The sequence below is a fragment of the Allokutzneria albata genome (assembly GCF_900103775.1).
Classification (GTDB): Bacteria; Actinomycetota; Actinomycetes; order Mycobacteriales; family Pseudonocardiaceae; genus Allokutzneria; species Allokutzneria albata.
Genome location: NZ_LT629701.1, coordinates 6,698,906 through 6,715,318 on the forward strand (window position 1 = coordinate 6,698,906; position 16,413 = coordinate 6,715,318).

Consider the following 16,413-nt stretch of genomic DNA (forward strand, 5'->3'; position numbering starts at 1 on the left):
GAAATGACCACCATCGACACCCTGCCGGGCAGCATCGTCGAAGACAGGTACCCGACCCGCTGCAAGAACTACCCCATGATGCTGCGGCGGCCCGATCCCGTTGTGTGGCCGACGGAGAGCGGAACGACCGCGGCCGGGCCGATCGACGCGGACACGGTCTCCGACTACGACGCCAGAGGTTTCCTGACCATCGACTCGTTGCTCTCGCCCGACGAGGTCGCGCTGTACCGGGACGAGCTGGACCGGCTGGCGGCCGACCCCGCGGTGAAGGCCGACGAGCGCACGGTGGTGGAGAAGACCTCCAACGAGGTCCGCTCGATCTTCGAGGTGCACCGGATCAGCCCCGCGATCGCCGAGCTGGTGCGCGATCCCCGCGTCGTCGACCGCGCGCGGCAGCTGCTGGGCTCCGACGTCTACGTGCACCAGAGCCGGATCAACTACAAGCCCGGCTTCAAGGGCGGTTCGTTCTACTGGCACTCCGACTTCGAGACCTGGCACGCCGAGGACGGGATGCCCGCGATGCGCGCGGTGAGCATCTCCATCGCGCTGACCGACAACCACCCCTTCAACGGTGGCCTGATGATCATGCCGGGCTCGCACCGGACCTTCGTCAGCTGCGTCGGTGAGACCCCCGCCGACCACTACAAGGAATCGTTGCGGGAACAGGAGATCGGCACTCCGGACAACGACAGCCTGACCGTGCTCGCCGGGCGCTACGGCATCGAGCAGTTCACCGGGCCCGCCGGATCGGCCGTCATGTTCGACTCGAACTGCATGCACGGCTCCAACGGCAACATCACGCCGTTCCCGCGCTCCAACATCTTCGTGGTGTTCAACAGCGTCGAGAACACGCTCGTGGAGCCGTTCGCCGCGCCGCAGCCGCGGCCGCCGTTCATCGCGAGCCGGGACTTCACTCCGGTCGGGCGCGAGTGAGGAAAGGGTGGTGGTGGACCCGCACATCGGGGTTGCGGGTCCACCACCACCCGTTTGCGCCGGTGTTTCAGCCCAGCGGCACGCGCGGCGCCGCGGCGTCGTCGATCCGCTGAGCAGCAGGCGGGGTCGTGGGCCATTCCGCCGCGCAGTGGGTGTTCGGCGCGGGCAGGCGCAGCGAGGTCAGGTAGGTCTCGATGTGCCCTCGCGCGCACTTGCTGCGCGAGAACTGCCCGTGGCCGACGCCGTCGTAGTGCAGCAGCACGGCGTTCTTGATCTGCTTCGCCACGGCCAGGTTCCAGTCGCGCGGCGTCGCGACGTCGTACTTCGACGCCACCATCAGGATCGGTGGCGCGTCCTTGACCGAGAGCCGGTGCTGGGGGTTGGTGACCTTCGTGGGCCATCCGAGGCACGAGGTGATGTCGGACCAGAACGGGCTCAGCCTGGTGTGCGGGGCGACGCGCTCCAGGCGCTTCAGCGCCGACTTGAACTCGGCGGCGCCGTTGACCCGCCACGACCAGTCCTGGCACCAGATCGCCTGGTAGGCGTTCTCCGCCAGTTCCACCGGAGCCGCCGCCGCGGCCTTCGCGCCGGTGTCGAGCGCGGCGAGGCGGGTGGCGAGCGGGAACCAGCGCGCCTCCGGCCGGTACATCGCCACGAACAGCTCCTCGCGCAGCGCGGAGGCGGTGAGGGACTTCCCGCTGGCCGGATCGGTCAGCTTCCCGGCTTCCGCCTTGGCGTACAGCCCGTCCCAGACCTCGCGGACGTCCCGGCCGTGCAGGGCGCAGGGCTGGGTGCGGGCGCACCAGTCGGCGAACTCGGTGAATGAGCCTTCGAGATCGCGGGTCGCTGTTTCCAGGTAGTGGTAGGCGGACTGGATGCTGTGGTCCATGTTCGAGTCGATGACCATCGCGCGCAGCCGCTTGCCGAACAGCTCCGCGTACTGCTGGCCGATCTGCGTGCCGTAGGAGAATCCGAGGAAATTGACCTTTTCCTCTCCCAGTGCGGCGCGGATCGCGTCCATGTCGCGGACGGTGCTCACCGTGTCCACGTTGTCGATCAGCGGGCCGGTGTTCCTGCGGCAGTCGGCGCCCAGTTCGGTGTTGTACGCGAGCAGCTTCGTGAAGTCCGCGTCGGTGACCGGCACGGCGCTCGGGGCCCGCCCCAGCAGCTGCTTGTCGCACTTCACCGCGTTGCTGCGCTCGACCCCGCGCGGGTCCCAGCTGATGATGTCGAAGCGTTTGCGCAGTTCACTGTCGTCCGGGATGCCCCGGCCGGTGATGTAGCTGGTGATCCCGGAACCGCCGGGCCCACCGGGGTTGGCCAGCAGGACGCCGATCCGCTGCGCCGGGTCGGTCGCCCTGAGCCTGCCGATCGCGAGGTTGATCGTCTCGCCGCCGGGCCTGCCCCAGTCGAGGGGAACGGGAATAGTCGCGCATTCGCCCTTGAACTTGTCGCCGCACTCGACCCATTCGACTGAGCCGCTGGGAGTGGTGTTCGCGGATGCGACCGGTGTGCACAGTGTCAGCAGTGCCGTCACGACGAGCAAGGAGCCCGTTGTGGATCGTCTTCGCATTTTCCCGCCCTCGGATCTGTTCCTGCACGAGCGGGCGAACGCTACAAGAGAAGCGTCGGTGAGCGCAGGCGCGATTCACGATCTGTTCGGCGGCGCACAGCACTGGAGGGCCGTCCGAGGGGGGTGGGACGGCCCTCCAGCGTTCCCCGAGCGAGGGGTCTGCGAACTCAGATGTTGTTGCCGTTCATGCTCGGGTTCACGATCGGCCGCGGCTCGTCGTGCTTGCGCTCTTCGAGCTGGGCGTTTGTCTCCTGGGTGATGCGCTGCGAGGTCTGGCGTTCGCGGATGTTGCCGAGCACCGACAGCGTCACCGCGTGCGCGGCGCCGAGCAGCAGCAGCACGATGCCGAGCTTGGTGATGACCTGCTGCACCGCGCCCTCGACCGGGATGTCGATGGTGGACAGCAGCATCAGCACGCCGAGCGTGATGATGTGGAACAGCACGCCGATCATCCGGCCCATCGAGTTCGCCGCACCTTCGTCGGGATAGGCCGAGCGCAGGTAGACGCGACTCGCGCGCATGATCAACTGCCCATCGGCGACCACCAGGACCGCGCCGATGACGAGGAACGCGAAGTAGGTGTTCAGGCTTTCTTCCACCGACGACCTCCTCGGGGGCTGGTGCCGTCCGGATACCCCGGTGGAGGGACGGAAAAACCGGGCTCAGAACCGGTAGTGGTCCTCGTCGAAGCCGCTGCCGGTGCAGGAGGCGGCAAGATCCCTGCCGACCTGGTCGATCAGGTCGGACAGTTCGAGGCGGCCGAGCCATTCGCGCGGCAGCGCGGCCGCTCCGTGCAGCGCGCCCAGCAGGTTCCCGGCGATCGACGCGGTCGAGTCGCTGTCGCCGGAGTGGTTCGCGGCCAGCCGCAGCGCGTCGGGGAAGCGTTCCGGGGTGCGGTGCGACAGCGCGGAGTAGACCGCGATCGCCAGCGCCTCCGGTCCCACCCAGCCCCCGCCGAGCCGCTCGATCGAGCGATCGGAGGGGCCGCCGGTGACCACGCGGCGACCGAACGCCCTGGCCTCGCGCGCCTGCTCGGCCTTGGCGGCGTCGTACCCGGCGAGCGCGGTCGCGGCGGCCAGCGCGTGCGCCGTCTCGCGGTCGTCGCGCAGCACCCGGCCCGTCGCCTGGTCGACGGCCTCCACCAGGGACCGGCGGCGGATGGCCACCAGGTGCACGATCATCGCCAGCGCTCCCGCCGGGGCCCAGCCCGCCGGGCTGCCGTGGGTCAGCGCGGCGAACTCGCAGCCGAGGCCGTAGGCCGTCTCCGCGGTCGGCGCGAAACCGGCGGGCGCCGCGCGCATCACGCCGCCGCAGCCGCGCGAGTCGTTGATCGGGTGCTCCGGGTCGGGGACCTCGGTCACCTCGTTGGCGGCCTGGAGCACGCGCAGACAGGTCACCCCGGGGGCGCGGCTGGCGTAGAGCCGCTTGTCGGCGAGCAGGCCGACCGCGTCGGGGGCGGGGGCGCGCTGCTGCTGGGTGTCCAGCCACCGCCGGTAGCTCAGCCACACCAGCGCGGCCGGACCCCACTGGCCCTGGTGCTTCCCGCGCACCCAGGCCCGCAGGTAGCCCTCGGCGGTGAACAGCGTCATCTGGGTGTCGTCGGTGATCAGGCCCAGCCGGGGCGGGTGCGTGATGCCCGCGGGCCCGTACTCCTTGCGGATCTCGTCGAGCCGCATGAACTCCACGGGCGCGCCGAGAGCGTCGCCGAGTGCCCCGCCAAGAAGACACCCCGCGCCACGGTCGGCGACGACGGTCGGGTCCAGGGGCACACCGATGACATTAGTAGGCGAGCGCCCTCCGCCCGGGCGTCCGCCGCGTGAGCTCGTTCCGGCCTGCTGATTCCGCCATTGGGCGGGAGCCGAAACGTCGTATTGTTTGCGGGTGCGATCATCGGCGGGCGAAGCGCGGGACCTGGAGTTCCGGCTGCTCGGCCAGGTCGAGGTGCTCGCGAACGGCGTTCCGGTTCCGCTGGGCGGGGCCGGCGTGCGCAGGCTGCTCGCCCTGCTCGTGCTGGAGGCCAACCAGGTCGTCGGCCGCGCGCGCATCGCCGACGTCCTCTGGGAGGACGAACCGCCCTCCACCGCGCGGACGATCATCCAGGGCTACGTGTCCAAGCTGCGCAAGCTGCTCAGCGCGCACGCGCCGGGGGACCGGGTGGAGATCATCACCCGCTCCTCCGGCTACCAGCTGCGGGTGGACCACGACCTGGTCGACCTGCGCCGGGCCACCGCGCTGATCGACCGGGCGCGCGGTCTGCCGCCCGCGGGGCGCGCCGAGCTGCTGGCCGAGGCGCTGCGGCTGTGGCGCGGGCCGGTGCTGGGCGGCGTCAAGGCCGGTCGGCTGGAGCACGTCGTCTACGAGCTCGAAGAGCTGCGGCTGGTCGCGCTGGAGGACCGGATCGCCGCCGACCTGGAGCTGGGGCGGCACGCGGACCTGGTCGTCGAGCTGTCCGGACTGCTGGCGCGGCACCCGTTCCGGGAGCGGATGGTCTCGCAGCTGGTGCTCGCGTTGTACCGCAGCGGCAGGCGGGCGACCGCGCTGAGCACCTTCCAGGACTTCACCGCGCGCCTTGCCGACGAGCTGGGCATCGACCCCGGTCCGCAGCTCCGTGCGCTGCACGAACGCGTCGTCCGAGACGATCCGTCGCTGCACTGGGCGCCCGCTGTGACCGAGCAGGGCGGCGCGGTGCCGCGCAGGCCCGCCCAGCTCCCGCCGTCGCCCGCGGGCTTCACCGGGCGGGAGCGCGAGATCGCGGCGCTGGACGCGCTCCTGGTCGGGCGGGACGAACGGCCCAGCCCGGTGATCGCCACCGTGGTCGGGGCCGCGGGCGTCGGCAAGAGCGCGCTCGCGGTGACGTGGTCCCGCCTGGTCGCGCCGGAGTTCCCGGACGGCCAGCTGTTCGCCGGGCTGCACGGCTTCGATCCGGAGCACCCGGCCGCGGAGCCGACGCAGGTGTTGCGGCGGTTCCTCATCGCGCTGGGCGTGGCGCCCGAGGCGGTGCCGATCGAAGAGGACGAGCGGGTAGCGCTGTACCGGTCGTTGCTGGCCGGTCGGCGGATGTTGGTGCTGCTCGACGACGCCCGCGACTCCGAGCAGGTCCGTCCGCTGCTGCCGGGGGACAGCGGGTCACTGGTGCTGGTGACCAGCAGGCGGCGGCTCGGCGGGCTCGCGGTGTCGGTCGGCGCGAGCGTGCTGACCCTGGACACGCTGCCGGAGTCGGAGGCCGTGCGGATCATCGAGGCCGCCGCGGGGGAGCGGGCCGCGCGCGAGGCGGTCAGCCTGCGCGTGCTGGCCCAGCTGTGCGGCGGGTTGCCGTTGGCGCTGCGGATCGTCGCGGCCCGGCTCGCCGTCCACCCGGACCGTTCCGCCGCGGACCTGGTCGCCGAGCTCTCCGATGAGCGGGATCGGTTGGCGGCACTGGACACCGACGACGACGAGATCTCGGTGCGCGGGGTCTTCGACGTCTCCTACCGGCACCTTTCCGAGCAGGCCGCGATGCTGTTCCGGCTGACCGGGCTGGTGCCGGGGCGCGAGGTCACGCCGTCGTCGATGGCGGCGATGGCTGGCATCGAGCCGAGCGCGGCGCGGCGCGGGCTGCGCTCGCTGGCGGCGGCCCACCTGATCGCCGAGCAGCGGCCCGACCGGTTCGTCATGCACGACCTGCTTCGCTTGCACGGCAGGGAAAAGGCGCGCACCGACATGACCGAGCGGGAGCGCGCGTCCGCCCGGCACCAGCTGGTGCTGTTCTACCTCGCCACCGCCGACCTGGCCCGGCGCTCGATCCGCCCGGCCGGCGACGAGCTGAGCTTCCCCGCCCAGCCGGGACACCGGCTGCCCGAGGTGGACACCCCGGCCAAGGCGCTGGAGTGGTTCGACGCCGAGCTGGGCAACCTGATCGAGCTGCAGCGCGGTCTGCTGGAGGACGGCCACGACACCGAGGCGTGGGTGCTGCCCCGGCTGATGCTGAACTTCCTCTCCGCGCGCTGCCTGGTCGACGAGTGGATCACCATGCACCGGCGCGCGCTTCCCGCGACCGACCGGCTGGCCGACCAGCACGCCGAGGTCACCACGCGGATCGGGCTGACCGTGGCGCTCGCGCGGGCGAACCGGCACGCGGAGGCGCTGGAGCAGGCGATGGCGGCCCGCACCGCGGCGAAGGCGCTGGGCAGCGCCAGGGACATCGGCACCACCACGGCGAACGTCGGCATGGTGCTGATGGAGCTGGCCCGCTACCCCGACGCACTGTCCTATGTGGACGAAGCGCTGCGGCTGGCCGAGGAGTGCGGCGACACGCTGAACCAGGCGAGCTGCACGCTCAACCTCGGGTTCATCAAGAAGGCGTTGGGGGACATCGACTCCGCCGTCGACCTGCTGCGCGAGGGCATCGAGCTGAGCAGGCGGACCGGGGACCGGGAGACGCTGGCGCTGGGGCTGGTCTGGCTCGGCGACGCCAGGATCGAGCTGGGCGACGGCGACGCGGCGCAGCGGCTCTTCGGCGAGGCGCTGGAGATCGCCGAGCACATCGGCGTTCCGATAGAGCAGGCGCGGGCGCGGCGTGGGCTCGGCGACGTCGCGCTGGCCAACGGGGACCCGGTCACCGCGACGGCGGAGTGGTCCCGCGCGCTCGAGCTGTTCGAACGGCTCGGGCTTGCCGAAGTGGAAACCGTTCGGGGCCGCTTGGCCGCGCTGTCCGGCCAGGGGAAGCCGGCGTGACCGAGCTGGGGTTCCGGGTGCTGGGTCCGGTGGAGATCACCACCGGGACCGGGGTGGTCCAGGTCGGCAGCCGGGGCGCGCGCACGCTGCTGGCCGTGCTGCTGCTGGAGGTCAACCAGGTCGTCCCGGTCGCCCACATCGAGGACGTGCTGTGGGAGCACAACCCGCCTTCGAGCGGGCGCACGATCATGCAGAGCTACGTCTCCCGGCTGCGCAAGCTCTTCGCCGAGATCGCCCCGAACGGCGAGGTGGAGATCGTCACGCGGCCCCCCGGCTACCTGCTGCGCGCCGATCCGGAGCTGATCGACGTGCACCGCGTGCAGTCGATGGTCGCCGGGGTCGGCGAGCTGGACGCGCAGCGACGGGCGCGGGTGCTCGGCGAGGCCCTGTCGCTGTGGCGCGGGCAGGCGCTGGCCGACCTGCCGTCCGAGCGCCTGCGCACCGGGGTCGCGGCCGACCTCGAGGAGTTCCGGTTGGGGCTGCTGGAGGACCGCATCGACGCGGACCTGGAGCTGGGGCGGCACGCCGAGCTGCTGAGCGAGCTGTCCGGGTTGCTCGCGCGGCAGCCGTTCCGCGAGCGGATGATCGGCCAGCTGATGATCGCGATGCACCGCTGCGGCCAGCGCGCCGAGGCCATCGGCACCTACCTGCGCTACCGCAGGCTGCTCGCGGACGAGCTGGGCGTCGACCCCGGGACGAAGCTGCGCGACCTCTACGCCAGCCTGCTGCGCGACGACCAGGAAGTGCAGGCCAGGAACGCACAGCCGTCCGCGCGCGCCACGACGACGGTGCTCCGCCCGGCCCAGCTGCCACCGGAACCCGCCGGATTCGCCGCACGGGAGAGCGAACTGTCCTGGATGGACAGTCTGCTCACCGGGGCGGGTTCGGCGCCCCGCGTCGCGCTCGTCGTCGGCAACGGCGGCATGGGCAAGAGCGCGCTCACCGTGAGCTGGGCGCGTCGCGTCGCGGACCGCTTCCCGGACGGCCAGCTCTACGCGTCGTTGCGCGGGTTCGACCCCGAGCGCTCGCCGGTGGAGCCCGCCGAGGTGCTGCGCCAGTTCCTGGTGGCGCTGGGGATCGCGCCCGCCGGGGTGCCGGTGGACTTCGACGAGCGGGTCGCGCTGTACCGCTCGATGCTCGCCGGACGCCGCGTGCTCGTGTTGCTCGACGACGCGCGCGACGCCGAGCAGGTGCGGGACCTGCTGCCGGTCGCCTCCGGCTCGCTCGCCCTGGTCGCCAGCAGGCGGCGGCTCGGCGGGCTGGCGGTGTCCGCGGCGGCGCGCGTGCTCACCCTGGACGCCTTGCCCACCAACGACGCCGTGCGCATCCTGGCCGGTGCGCTCGGCGAGGACCGGGTGGAGGACCCCGACGACCTGCGGCGACTGGCCGAGCTGTGCGGGGGCCTGCCGCTGGCGCTGCGGATCGTGGCGGCGCGGCTCGCGGTCAACCCGAACCGCTCGGTGGCCACGGTGGTCGCGGAGCTGGCCGACGAGCAGCAGCGGCTCGGCGCGCTCGGCACCGAGGACGACGACATCTCCGTGCGCGGCGCCTTCGACCTGACCTTCCACAGCCTCGACGAGCCGTACGCGCGGTTCTTCCGGCTGCTCGGGGTGCCGCCGGGGCCGGACGTGACCCCGCACCTGGCCTCGGTGCTCGCGGGGGTGGACATCGCCTGCGCGCGCCGCAGCCTGCGCGCCCTCGCCGCGGCGCACCTGGTGACCGAGCACCGCGCCGACCGCTTCACCATGCACGACCTGACCCGGCTCTACGCCCGGTCGATCGCGCGCGAACTGCCGCCCACCGCCCGCGTCGAGGTCGAGAACCGGCTCGTCGACTACTACCTCACCGGCCTCGACCACACCCGGCGGGCGCTGCGGCCGACCTTCACCGGGCCGCACTACGCCGCCGAGCGCCCGGAGCTGGTCCCCGCCGAGGTGGTCGACCGCAGGACCGCGATGGGCTGGCTGGACGACGAGTGGCCGAACCTGGTGGCGCTGCTGCGGTTCACCCACACCACCGGCCGGTTCGAGGCGACCTGGACGGCCACCCACATGCTCAGCGCGTACCTGTTCGCCCGCTGCCCGTGGGAGGAGTGGTTCGAGTTCACCGAGCTGGGCGTGGACGCGGCGCGGCGACTGGGCGACCGCTTCGCCGAGGTGCGGATGCTCAACACGGCGGGGCTGGCCTACCGCAACAGCGAGCAGAACGAGCTGTCCATGTCCTACTACATGCGGGGCTACCGGCTCGCCGAGGAGATCGGCGACTCCCACCACGTCGCGCTGATCGCGACCAACATGGTGCCGGGCCTGTTCGAGCGCGGGGAGACCGAGGAGGCCGAGCGCTACTGCCGGCTCAGCGTGCAGCTCTCCCGCCGCACCGACGACATGTTCGTGCTCCCGCTGGCGCTGACCAACCTCGGCGAGATCTGCAAGCGCAAGGGCGAGCACCAGCAGGCGCTCGAGCACTTCCAGGAGGTCCTCGCGCTGCACCAGCGGATGGAGAACTTCGACCGCATCGGCATGGCCTGGCTCAACCTCGGCCAGGTCAGCGAGGCCATGGGGGAGCTGGAGGCCGCGGAGCGCTACCTCCGCGACGCCGCCAGGGACACCGCCGCCGCGGACTCGGTGCTGCTGGAGGCGTGGTCCTGCCAGAGCCTCGGCCGGGTGCTGCGGCTGCGCGGCGAGCTGGACGAGGCGGCGACGGTGCTGACGCGGGCACTGGAGCTCTTCGGGAGGCTCGGGCTCAGCTCGGCCGATGATGTGCGGGCCGAGCTGGAGAAACTCTCCGCTGAACGCGCCGTTTAGCGATCGTTTAGCGTCTCTCGCGCGCGAGGTGGCAACCTACGTACCGACGTCGTTTGGTTCGCGCTGGATCGGCGTCACGGGTGGTCCTGGGGGAACCTTCTCGAAGGTCATGATCATCCGCTTTTGTCTCGGCCGGCACCCGCGTCCCCGGGTGCCGGCCGATGGCAGTTTCACCGGCGGTCCGCCGAGGTATCTCCTGGTCATGGCCAACGACGTCGTAGAACTCATCCTCGCCGACCACCGCCGCTTCGAGGAGCTCTTCCGCGATCTCCGCAACCGCGACAACGACCGGGACAAGCTCCTCGGGGAGCTGGCCGCCCTGCTCGTCGCGCACGCGGAGGCCGAGGAGAGCGAGGTCTACCCGGCGCTCAAGCGCTTCCGGAAGGTCGACGACGAGGAGGTCGACCACGGGGCCGAGGAGCACGCCGAGGGCCACCAGGCGCTGCTCGCGCTGATGGAGGTCGACGACTCCGCGTCCCAGGAGTGGGAGGACAAGCTGGAGGAGCTGGTCCAGGCCCTCAACCACCACGTGGACGAGGAGGAGCGGACCATCCTCAACGACGCCCGCGAGGCGGTGCCCGAGCAGCGCAGGGCGGAGCTGGGCGCCGAGTTCGTCCGCGTGCGCCAGGAGCGGCTGGACGCCGGTTGCGGGTCGATCGAGCACGTGCGCGAACTCGTGAAGGCCACCGGACACCGCGTCGACTGAGGCGGCCTTTTGGGGTGGTAGCACGGTATCCGTGAACTCCGCGAACACCGAGTATGGCTTGTGACGGCCTGATCGGTGTTTGAGGAGAACAACGACCGAGGTAGCGATCGCCACCAGGAACCTGGGGAGGCGATACGGTCGCAAATGGGGTTTGCGGGGCTGTTCGCTGAGCATTCCGGCCGGACGCGTCGTCGGCCTCGTCGGGCCGAACGGCGCTGGCAAGTCCACGCTGATGAACATGATGGTCGGCCTCGTGCGGCCGACCGAGGGCGAGCTGGAACTGCTCGGCGAGCGGGTCGGGCCGAACACGGTGCTCCACCGGGTCGCCTACATCGACCAGGAGCACTCGCTCTACCGCACCTTCAAGGTCCGCGAGATGCTGAAGGCCGGGCGCAAGCTCAACGCCCGGTGGTCGCAGCGGATGGCCGAAGACCGCCTGCGGGCAAGGGGAATTCCCTTGGACAGCAAGGTCGGTGAGCTCTCCGGCGGGCAACGGGCACAGGTCGCGCTGGCCGTCGCACTGGCGACCACGCCGGACCTGCTGATCCTCGACGAGCCCGTGGCGAGCCTCGACCCGTTGGCGCGCAAAGAGATGATGACGGCGCTGATGGAGGCGAAGGCCGCGACGGGCTGCACGATCGTGCTGTCCTCGCACGTGGTCTCCGAGCTGGAGCGGCTGTGCGACTACCTCGTCGTGCTGGATCACGGCAGGTTGCGGGTGGCCGGTGACATCGATGAACTGCTCGACGAGCACCGCCTGCTGGTCGGTCCCGCTGCCACCGCCTCCGCGGTCGCGACCGCACAGCACGTGGTGCACCGTGATGGCGGTTCCCTTCTGGTGCGCGGAGCCCGGCCCGTCGACGATCCACAGTGGACGATTGAGCCGGTCGACCTCGAGACGCTGGTCATGCAGTACCTCGCGATGGCTTACCAGCCAGTTCGGGAGACCGTGGCATGACCTGGCTGGTCTGGCGGCAGCACCGCTGGGTGATCGTGGGGATCACGGCCGCGTTCGTCGCGCTCAGCTCGGTCTTCCTGATCGCCGGAACCACGGGTAACGGCTCGATCCTCGTCTGGGGCGGCACCGTGATCGGCGGGTTCCCGGGGTTCCTGCGCTCCTTCGAGGAGGTGAACAACGGCTTCGCGCCGTTGCCGCTCCTGGTCGGCGTGCTCGCGGGCGCGCCGCTGCTCGCCGGTGAGCTGGAGCACGGCACCCACCGCTACTCATGGACCCAAGGTGTGTCGCGAAACCGTTGGCTGACAACCACAACGTCGATGACTGGCGCCGCGGTCGCGGTGCTCAGCGCGACCTACGCGGCGGTGCACACGTGGTGGTACGGGCCGTACGCGGCCCAGGGCGGCTGGTTCATGATCGCCAGTCAGGGTTCGCTCGCGCTGCCCGCCGCATGTGTGTTCACCTTCGCGCTCGGCACCGCCTCGGGTGCTCTGCTCGGCCGGGTCGTTCCCGCCATGGCCACGGTCGTCATCGGACACCTCGCGGTGCTCGTGGTGGAGCGAACCTTGGTGCGGCGGCACCACCTGCTGGGCGCTTCTCCTGATTTCTGGACTTACCAGGCCATCCAGCTGGGCCTCTACGCCGGACTCGCCGCGTGCTGCTTCGCGGTGTCCTTTCTGGCTGTGCGAAACAAGTTCTCCTGATACCCGAGAGGTTCCTCCATGCTGTGGATGGCCTGGCGGCAACATCGGCTCGCCGTCTTGTCGGTCACCGTTGCCTTCTGTGGTACCGCCGCCTTCTTTCTCTTGCTGGGCAACAAGATGCGCGCGGAGCTTCCCATCGACGTCCTGCCCCGCTGTTTCTCTGTCGCCAGCGGTCCGGAGTGCGGCGGCTGGGCGCAGACGGTCAACGACGTCCTGAACCTGTCGGTGCTGCTGCCCGTGCTCGCCATCGTCGCCGGGGTCTTCCTCGGTTCTCCTTTGCTGGCAAGGGAAATGGAACAGCGCACGAACCGGTTCGCGTGGACGCGGGGTGTCTCCCGGTGGCGCTGGCTGAACACGAAGCTCGTCATGCTTGGTAGCACCGTGGTGCTCCTCAGCACCGCGCTTTCAGCCGCGCACATGTGGTGGTACGGCCCGGCAACGCAGACCGAGGGCCTGTTCGAGGTCTTCGGCGCGACTGCTCCGGTGTTCCCCGCCGTGTGCCTGTTCGCCTTCGTTCTGGGCGTCTTCATGGGCGCGCTCACCAGGCGAGTCCTCACTGCGATCACGTTGACCACAGCGGGATTCCTCGCGTTCCTGGTGCCGGTGCAGGCAGTCCTCCGACCGCGCTACCTCCCCGCCGTGGACGGCCAGTACGCGGACGCCCGCACCGGCTGGGTGATGGACTTCCTCTACACCGACGGGTCAGGCACCTACACGCTCTTCAGCGCGCTGCGGAAGGCAGGGCTCAGCAGCTCGGGCACCTCCTTCGGGTCCAAGGAGATCGACCAGCTGAAGGCGCTGGGCTTCCGCCAGTTCGTCAGCTACCAACCCGCTGACCGCTTCTGGACCTTCCAGCTGATCGAGGCCGGGATCTTCACCGCTCTCGCCGCGGCCTGCGTCGCGCTCACCTTCTACTTGGTGCGGACGAGGTCGGCGTAGTTCGCGCGGTCCGGGACGCAGCGGAGCCCGGCGATCCTGTCGTGCCACCCGCGCTGGTCCCTGCGGACCACGGGCGCGAGCAGGAGGAGCGTGAACCCGGCCCCGGCGGAGAACACGGCGATCACCATCGGCTGCATCTGCTGGACCGGCCCGAAGAGCTCGCCAAGGGTGCTCGCGGTCATCGTCCGCCCGACGAACATCAGGGCGAAGAAACCGAGCGCCAGCAAGGCGAGCAGGCCGAGCGGGCCGAAGACCTCGCGCACCACGAGGCGGAGGAACGTCGCGGGTGTGCCGTCGATCTTGCGCACCCGGAACTTCAGCAGCCTGCCCGCGGGCGTGTAGCCCTCCGCCAGCAAGGGCGTCGCGATGCGGATCGCGACGAAGACGACGAGGAAGGTCCACTCCGACTCCCCGACGATCAACGCCACGATCCCCAGGAGCAGCACGTCGAGCCCGTAGGCGACGATCTGCCTCGGCAGCCCGACCGCGTCGAGCTGGGCGCGGACTTCCCTGGCGGGCAACACCTTCGGCACGATCACCGCGGCCGGGGCGATCAGTCCGCCGAGGGTGGCGCCGAGCGTGTTGGCCATCAGGTCGTCGACGTCGAAGAGCCGGTACGGGCAGGGGTAGATGCCCAGGTTGCCGGTGACCTGGATGATCTCCACGGTCAGCGAGGCGAGGAACCCGGCCAGCACCACCCAGCGCAGCTGGAGCCCGTAGGCCTTGCGCAGCAACACGCCCAGCGGCAGGAACAGCGCCACGTTGAACGCGAACGAGACCAACGGGAACGTCTCGGGGAGGGCGGCGATGAACTGGAACGGAACCCACTGCGTGGTCCGGCGTCCGTCGCACACGTCGTCCAGCGCCGGGAAGGGCATGAACACCAAAGCCAGCAGAACCAGGCCGTAGAGCAGCGTCGAGAAGAGCACGAACGAGCGGCGCGGCTCGACCCTGCCGTACCGGAAGTAGTGGAACACGACCACCGGAACCACGAGCGCGACGCCCGTGATCAGGAAGTGGAAAAGACCGGCCTCGATGTTGTGCAGGTGTTCGGGGAGCACGATTGCGCGACGCTAGTGACGGTGATCGTTCCGGGCAATTCCTTCGGACCCGCGCGAAAAGCACTGATCAGCAGCCGGAAATGCCCGTGCCCTCGCCGAGGACACGGGCATTTCCGCCGGAATTCAGCAGTCCGAATCGACCAGCTCGATCAGTTCCGGCCGCTTCGGCCGGATGTTGTCACCCATGGAGACGCCGCGGAGGTGCCTGCCGAGCCACGGCACCAGGTGCGCCCGCGCCCAGTGCAGGTCGCCCCGGCGCAGGGTCACCCACGTCGCGGGCGGCTCCTCCGGCAGCGGGACCGACCAGTCCTCGTCCACCGGGACGCCGAGCACCTCGCAGGTCCGCAGCGCCACCCGGTGGTGGCCCTCCGGCGTCAGGTGCAGCCGGTCCTCGCTCCACATCCGGCGGTCCTGCAGGACGCGCATCGACCACAGGTCGACCACGCGGCAGTCGTACCGGTCGGCGATCGCGCGCAGGTGCGCGTTGTAGGTGGCGACCTTGCCGCGCACCCGGCGGAGCACGGGCGTGTCCCGGGTGTCGAAGCCGGTGAAGATCACCACCTCGCTGCCCGCGGCGCGCAGCTCGCTGATCGCGCTCTCGTACAGCTCGGCCAGCGAGTCCGGGTCCGCCGAGGGGATGATCAGGTCGTTGCCGCCACCGCAGAAGGTCACCAGATCGGGGTGCAGCGTGCTGACGAGGGGGACCTGCTCGGCCACGATCTCGCCGAGCAGCTTGCCGCGGATGGCGAGGTTCGCGTACCGCAGACCCGGGTTGAAGTGGGCCATCCGCTCGGCCGTGCGGTCGGCCCAGCCGCGGAACTGCCCGTTGGGGCCTGGGTCGTCCAGGCCCTCGGTAAAGGAGTCACCGATAGCGACAAACGATCCCCACTGCACGACGTCCCTCCCAGTCCTGCGGTCTTACACCGTTGTCACCCTCCCACCGTAACTTGACACACCGTCAGATAACCTGCGCGACCCCCCGATGCGGGGACCGTCACGCCGCGACCGGCGAAGGCAGCGCGGCCCCGCGCAGCGCCGCCTCGGCCGCCGGACCCGCACCCAGGGCGTCGAGCCCCCACAGCGCGGCCCCGACCACCGGCGGGAGGTCGACCAGGCGCAGTTCCGCGAGCGGCGCGACCGCCCGGCACCTGCGGTCGACCTCGGCGAGCAGTTGGCCGGACGCACCGGTCAGCACGCCCCCGCCGAGCACCACCGGCACCTGCTCCCCGGTCAGCCCGAGCCGCTGCAGGCTCACCCCGGCGAGCAGGCCGATCTCCTCCGCGAGCCGGTCCACCACCCTGGCGGCCACCGCGTCCCCGTCCGCCGCGACCCGGAACAGCACCGGTGACAGCGCGTGCACGGCCGAGTGCAGGTCCAGCTCGCCGAAGTGCAGGCCCTCGATGACCTCGGTCATGCTCGACGCCCCGAAGTGCGCGAGCACCGCGGGCAGCAGCTCGGTGGACTCGCCCCGCCCGTCGTCGGCGCGGACGGCCAGCCACAGCGCCTCGCTGCCCATCTGCGCGCCGCCGCCCCAGTCACCCGAGATCCGGCCGAGCGCGGGGAAGCGGTGCGTGCGCCCGTCCGCCGCGACTCCCACGGCGTTGATCCCGGCACCGCACACCACGGCGACCCCGACCCCGTCGCTGGTTCCCGCGCGCAGCAGGGCGAAGGTGTCGTTGGCGACCACCGTCGTCGACGACCAGCCGCGTGCGCTGACCGCCGCGCTGAGCAGTTCCTCCTCCCTCGGGAGGTCCGCTCCGGCCAGGTAGGCGGCCGTGTGCGCGGCGAACGGTGCTTCACCGGAGAGCCCCGCGGCGCGGGCGGCACGCGCGGCCAGCTCCCCGAAGCAGTCCAGGCTCTCCTTCACGCCGACGGTTTGCGGTGAGGCGCCGGGGCCGCGCACCCGAGAGAGCACCACGCCGTCGGTGTTCACCAGCATCACGTCGGTCTTGCTGTTGCCGCCGTCGATGGCGAGCACGATCTGTTCGGCCTTCACCCTGTCTCCCCCTGCTGTCGCAACGCGGC

The 16,413-nt window shown here is 70.9% G+C and carries 13 protein-coding genes; 7 read left to right on the plus strand and 6 right to left on the minus strand.

What is annotated here, in order from left to right; all coding sequences use genetic code 11:
• Positions 1–3: 3 nt before the first annotated feature.
• Positions 4–933, plus strand: a complete 930-nt coding sequence (gene thpD, locus BLT28_RS30595; protein WP_030433818.1) for an ectoine hydroxylase — start codon at positions 4–6, stop codon at positions 931–933.
• Positions 934–1,000: 67 nt separating this feature from the next.
• Here thpD and BLT28_RS30600 read toward each other — a convergent pair whose 3' ends face one another.
• The 3 genes from BLT28_RS30600 to BLT28_RS30610 all read right to left on the minus strand — a co-directional run bounded on the left by BLT28_RS30600 (position 1,001) and on the right by BLT28_RS30610 (position 4,275).
• Complete coding sequence (locus BLT28_RS30600) at positions 1,001–2,506, minus strand: alpha/beta hydrolase (protein ID WP_063766715.1); 1,506 nt, start codon at positions 2,504–2,506, stop codon at positions 1,001–1,003.
• 167 nt (positions 2,507–2,673) lie between these two features.
• A complete protein-coding gene (locus BLT28_RS30605; RefSeq protein WP_052408274.1) occupies positions 2,674–3,105 on the minus strand; it encodes a hypothetical protein in 432 nt (143 codons plus the stop codon).
• A gap of 63 nt (positions 3,106–3,168) precedes the next feature.
• Positions 3,169–4,275 carry an ADP-ribosylglycohydrolase family protein gene (locus tag BLT28_RS30610; protein WP_030433821.1) on the minus strand — a complete coding sequence of 369 codons (1,107 nt, stop codon included), beginning with the start codon at positions 4,273–4,275 and terminating at the stop codon, positions 3,169–3,171.
• Positions 4,276–4,387: 112 nt separating this feature from the next.
• On the opposite strand from BLT28_RS30610, the gene BLT28_RS30615 reads away from it, so the two are divergent.
• From BLT28_RS30615 to BLT28_RS30640, 6 genes are all read left to right on the plus strand, one after another.
• Positions 4,388–7,219: an AfsR/SARP family transcriptional regulator gene (locus BLT28_RS30615; RefSeq protein ID WP_043814438.1), complete on the plus strand. Its 2,832-nt coding sequence runs from the start codon at positions 4,388–4,390 to the stop codon at positions 7,217–7,219.
• Positions 7,216–10,023, plus strand: coding sequence for an AfsR/SARP family transcriptional regulator (locus BLT28_RS30620; protein WP_052408275.1), 2,808 nt, complete (start codon positions 7,216–7,218; stop codon positions 10,021–10,023). The genes BLT28_RS30615 and BLT28_RS30620 overlap by 4 nt, the downstream gene beginning before the upstream one ends.
• Positions 10,024–10,225: 202 nt before the next feature.
• Entirely contained in the window at positions 10,226–10,729 is a 504-nt protein-coding gene (locus BLT28_RS30625) for a hemerythrin domain-containing protein (RefSeq protein ID WP_030433824.1), read from the plus strand.
• A gap of 151 nt (positions 10,730–10,880) precedes the next feature.
• Positions 10,881–11,687: an ABC transporter ATP-binding protein gene (locus BLT28_RS30630; RefSeq protein WP_231950486.1), complete on the plus strand. Its 807-nt coding sequence runs from the start codon at positions 10,881–10,883 to the stop codon at positions 11,685–11,687.
• Entirely contained in the window at positions 11,684–12,388 is a 705-nt protein-coding gene (locus tag BLT28_RS30635) for a hypothetical protein (RefSeq protein ID WP_052408276.1), read from the plus strand. Before BLT28_RS30630 ends, BLT28_RS30635 begins: the two co-directional genes overlap by 4 nt.
• 18 nt (positions 12,389–12,406) lie before the next feature.
• Positions 12,407–13,327 carry a hypothetical protein gene (locus BLT28_RS30640; RefSeq protein WP_030433827.1) on the plus strand — a complete coding sequence of 307 codons (921 nt, stop codon included), beginning with the start codon at positions 12,407–12,409 and terminating at the stop codon, positions 13,325–13,327.
• On the opposite strand, the gene BLT28_RS30645 is transcribed toward BLT28_RS30640, so the two are convergent.
• The 3 genes from BLT28_RS30645 to BLT28_RS30655 form a co-directional block, all read right to left on the minus strand.
• Positions 13,300–14,388, minus strand: a complete 1,089-nt coding sequence (locus BLT28_RS30645) for a VanZ family protein (RefSeq protein ID WP_083383796.1) — start codon at positions 14,386–14,388, stop codon at positions 13,300–13,302. The genes BLT28_RS30640 and BLT28_RS30645 overlap by 28 nt on opposite strands.
• Positions 14,389–14,511: 123 nt before the next feature.
• Complete coding sequence (locus tag BLT28_RS30650; RefSeq protein WP_030432777.1) at positions 14,512–15,282, minus strand: SGNH/GDSL hydrolase family protein; 771 nt, start codon at positions 15,280–15,282, stop codon at positions 14,512–14,514.
• Between the two features lie 100 nt (positions 15,283–15,382).
• Positions 15,383–16,384 carry an N-acetylglucosamine kinase gene (locus BLT28_RS30655; protein WP_030432778.1) on the minus strand — a complete coding sequence of 334 codons (1,002 nt, stop codon included), beginning with the start codon at positions 16,382–16,384 and terminating at the stop codon, positions 15,383–15,385.
• Positions 16,385–16,413: the final 29 nt, after the last annotated feature.

Bases quoted from the DNA above. Each gene is read 5' to 3' on its own strand.
- BLT28_RS30600 (WP_063766715.1), bottom strand. From the start codon at position 2,506: ATGCGAAGACGATCCACAACGGGCTCCTTGCTCGTCGTGACGGCACTG.
- BLT28_RS30625 (WP_030433824.1), top strand. From the start codon at position 10,226: ATGGCCAACGACGTCGTAGAACTCATCCTCGCCGACCACCGCCGCTTC.
- BLT28_RS30635 (WP_052408276.1), top strand. From the start codon at position 11,684: ATGACCTGGCTGGTCTGGCGGCAGCACCGCTGGGTGATCGTGGGGATC.
- thpD (WP_030433818.1), top strand. From the start codon at position 4: ATGACCACCATCGACACCCTGCCGGGCAGCATCGTCGAAGACAGGTAC.
- BLT28_RS30640 (WP_030433827.1), top strand. From the start codon at position 12,407: ATGCTGTGGATGGCCTGGCGGCAACATCGGCTCGCCGTCTTGTCGGTC.